This window comes from Acidovorax sp. KPB24-03, assembly GCF_057546605.1.
In genome coordinates this window covers 1-3,649 of the sequence record NZ_BAAJYR010000354.1, presented here as the reverse complement: position 1 = coordinate 3,649, position 3,649 = coordinate 1, and the positions used below count along the sequence as shown (strand labels likewise).

Here is a 3,649-nt window from a genome sequence, read left to right as displayed (position 1 = left end):
CCGCTGTTCCAGCCCGGCGCGGCGGCCGCGGCCCGGCCCCTGGGGCGCGAACGCCAGGTCGCCGTGCTGTTCGTGGACCTGCGGCGCTGGTCGGGCTTGGCCGAGCGGCAGTGGCCCTTCGACCTGGCCTGGGTGCTGGACCAGTATTTCGACCGGGTGGGCGCTGCGGTGCGCGACAGCGGCGGCCTGGCCAACCAGTTCATCGGCGACAGCGTGATGGCGATCTTCGGGCTGGACACCGACCTGCCCACCGCCTGCGCCCAGGCGGTGCGCGCGGCCGCCCTCATCGAGCAGCGCATGGACGCCTGGGGCGGCTCGTTCACCGACCAGTTCGGGCAGCCGCTGGACTTCGGCATGGGTTTGCACGCCGGCACGGTGGCGGTGGGCGAGGTGGGCTTTCAGGACACGACCACGTTCACGGCCGTGGGCGAGGTCGTCAACACCGCCAGCCGCCTGCAGGACCATTCGAAGGTGGTGGCCGCCCGGCTCGTGCTGTCGCTGGAGGCCGCGCGCCTGGCGGGCGTGGCCGATGCGCTGGGCCCGCCCGAGCCCGTCACCGTGCGCGGCCGGTCGGCGCCGCTGCAGGTGCTGTACGTGGCCCATCCCGCTCGGCAGTGGGGGGAGCCGCGCTTCGGCGGCGGCGCGCCATAGCCTTCAACGGTTTTGTTGCCCCAATGAAAAGCATTGCTGCGAATTCCAGACTTCAGAAGAATATCGCGTCAACGCGGCAGCAAGAATCCTTCGCTGAAAGCGGCAATCTGAAAGAAGATTGTTTTGCGCGACAAAGTCATTCGCATTGATAATTTTTGGAGAATAGCTAGAATGCCTCAGGAGGATAACTTTTTGCCAACCCAACGCTTCGCCAAGCGCTCTGCCGTTACCGTACTCGTGGTCTTGTGCTTGATTGCAATCATCGCTTGCCTGGTGATTACTGAAAAGACAAAATCAGGCGGCATGGATGGCCAAGCTGCGGTCGTGCCGGTTTCAGGCGGATTAAGGGGCTCAGCGTTTCCCTGGGAAAGAGCTCAGACCGGTGAGCAATCCAGCGGCGTTGAACAGGGATTGGATTCCGAAGCGCAAGCGATTTCAGCTGAAAAGCTGAATGTCGCTGACTGGATGACGGGAATGGACAAGCCCAAAAGCCCTGTTCATGAGATTTTTTCCAAATATAGCGCGAAGAGTACCCACACCAATGCAGAAAAGGGTGAAATGATAAGCGGGCTCAGCTATTGCGCGAATCGCCGAACAGTTGGACAAGTTGCAGGAGCACAAAGATCTCGCGGTTCGGTGGATGATGCAAATAGTCTGCTGGATGTGCACCAGGACTATCTCAAGTATTGCGGCGGCCTCAATGATTCGGCTTTTTTCGCTTCGCAAGAGCATTCTTGCAGAGTTGGCGGAGCGTGGTGATGCTGACGCAAGGATGTCGTACTTCGAGGCCGGCCCCCTCGGTCGGTGGCCGACGCCCAATGAGTACATACCATTAACGCAGGATGAGATAGCCAGCTGGAATAAGACGGCTGTGCAGTTTTTAGAACAGGCAACCAGGGAGGGTGATTCGCGATCCTACAAGACTCTTGCTTCGATGTATGGCGCGAGCAAAGATGATCCGATTTTAGGGAGCCTTTCCAATCAGAGCACTTCTTACGCATATGAATTGCTATGGATTTCATCGATTCAGAGCAATCGTGAAACGCCCAAGGAGTTGAAGGATAGTTTGAACAACTATATGAGCCATGTTATAAGCAAATTCACTCCAGAGCAAAAGCGCGAAGGAATGAAGAAAGCAGCTCAAATTCAGTCGAATCTAAAATGAAAAATGGAGGGCATTATGATTGCAAAGAATAAGTCTGTATTCTGGTTGGCTGTTGGTTTTTTTGCAGCCATGCTATGCGTAGCGGCTGACTATGGTTCATATTTATGCAGGGGTTGCGCAGCCCCAATGAATCCGATTGATGCCCGGCTTTTTTATTTCGGTTTATGTAAATCCACGCGTCCCGTTATGGCAGGCCAATGATACCGTGACTATTTGTAATGGCGTGGAATGCGTGAAGTACCTGACACCGACTGCAGGTGCGACTACTTGGACTCCTATTGAGAAGAAGCCAGATTCCGGTCGAGGATATAGTGGTGAGGGCGTACCGGTCGGAGGATATTCTCCCTCGCCTGAAGGGCCCACACCAGTTTGGTATCCCTATCCGCCAGGTGGCAGTGATCCGGGGGGCGTTGTCATCGTCGGCCCCACGGAACCGTGGTGTCCGCCACATGATTTGATCAACTGCGTCTAGCCGATGAGGCTCTGAGCGTTGGGCAAACCGGCTCTGTTGCACAAACGCAGCCCGTCGAACTGACAGTCCGGGCCGGTCAATGAGCCCAAAGGGCGCAAACTGCGCTATGAGACGAGGAGTTGGCCGGCGTGCAACGCAGCGCTCAAGCGAGAAGGTCGGTAGCGCTTCCGATCCGGCCACCCGCGTAACGCGATGTTGCAGTGCGGCATTTTTCCCTCGGAAGCGCGGCCCTGTCGGACGCGGCGGCGGCCCTGGGCGCACGGGCCGGTAGGCGACAGACCTACACAAAACTGTGCGTTTTCGCACAGACCTGGCGGGTCCGGCGGCGCAAACTGGCTTCCATGCAGACGCAATCCGGCGCTGCAGTCCAGTTGAATCGCTCCCAAGGAAGGAATCACTACCATGAACCGCAAACACCTCATCGCCATTGCCGCCATCGCCTTTGCCGGTGCCGCCTCCGCCGCGCCCGTGTCGCAGGAAGACCAGTTCGGCGCCCAGCCCGTCGAGCAGGGCCAGCCGCTGACCCGCGCTGAAGTCGTGGCCGACCTGAACCTGTGGAACCGCGCCGGCCTGAACCAGTTCGAAGCCGCCGACCGCACGCCGGATGCCGATCCCGCCTACCAGATGCGCCTGGCCCAGTACCAGCGCGAACGCAGCGGCCCCGAGTACCTGGCCGAAGTCCAGCGCGTCGGCGGCGGCCACAACGTCGCCGGCATGGCCTCCAGCACCACGATGAACTGATGCCCCGCGCATCCCGGCGCGCCACGGCGCGCCACACCCCCGAGCCCCCGTGCGAGAAGCACCGGGGCTTTTTTTCATGGGCGGCGCTTTTCATCCCGCCCTGAACCGATGCATTTTCGCTGTGCGTTTACGCACATACCGGGCCCGGCGAAACACCGAAACTGTCAGTCAGGCAGGCACCCCGCTGCCCTTTGTCACCCCTGTTTTCAAGCCCAAGGAACGCACACCATGAACACCCAGCACCTGATCGCCATTGCCACCATCGCCTTCGCCGGCGCCACCGTGTCCGCCGCCCACGCCGCGCCATCGCAGGAAGACCGCTTCGGCGACGAGCCCGTGGCCACCCGCAGCACGCTCACGCGCGCCGCCGTGGAGGCCGACACCCGCCTGTGGCAGCGCGCCGGGCTGGGCCAGGCCAACGAGGGCGACCGCTCCGAAGCGGTGGACGAAGCCAGCCCGCAGCGCCTGGCCGAATACCAGCGCCTGCGCAGCGGCAGCGCCTTCCAGGCCGAACTGCGCCGGGCCCAGGGCGCCCAGCCGGTGGCTGGTGCCGAAGCCAGCGAAACCAGCCACTGAGCAGGCGTTGCGCCACCGGCACGCCACGGCGCGCGGCCGGTCAG

Annotated in this window: 5 protein-coding genes; all 5 read left to right on the top strand. The window is 61.4% G+C overall.

Translation table 11 applies throughout. The features are described 5' to 3' along the window. On the top strand, positions 1–651 hold a 651-nt coding region (locus tag AC27KI_RS20715; RefSeq protein ID WP_487115590.1), incomplete at its 5' end, for an adenylate/guanylate cyclase domain-containing protein. A gap of 123 nt (positions 652–774) precedes the next feature. Further along, the gene (locus tag AC27KI_RS20710; protein WP_487115588.1) at positions 775–1,410 is read left to right on the top strand and encodes a hypothetical protein; all 636 of its coding nucleotides are present in this window, start codon (positions 775–777) and stop codon (positions 1,408–1,410) included. A gap of 13 nt (positions 1,411–1,423) precedes the next feature. Further along, on the top strand, positions 1,424–1,816 hold the full coding sequence (locus AC27KI_RS20705; protein WP_487115586.1) for a hypothetical protein: 393 nt from the start codon (positions 1,424–1,426) through the stop codon (positions 1,814–1,816). 874 nt (positions 1,817–2,690) lie between these two features. Beyond that, positions 2,691–3,029: a DUF4148 domain-containing protein gene (locus AC27KI_RS20700; RefSeq protein ID WP_272566610.1), complete on the top strand. Its 339-nt coding sequence runs from the start codon at positions 2,691–2,693 to the stop codon at positions 3,027–3,029. Positions 3,030–3,257: 228 nt separating this feature from the next. Then, positions 3,258–3,605 carry a DUF4148 domain-containing protein gene (locus AC27KI_RS20695; protein ID WP_284430680.1) on the top strand — a complete coding sequence of 116 codons (348 nt, stop codon included), beginning with the start codon at positions 3,258–3,260 and terminating at the stop codon, positions 3,603–3,605. Positions 3,606–3,649: the final 44 nt, after the last annotated feature.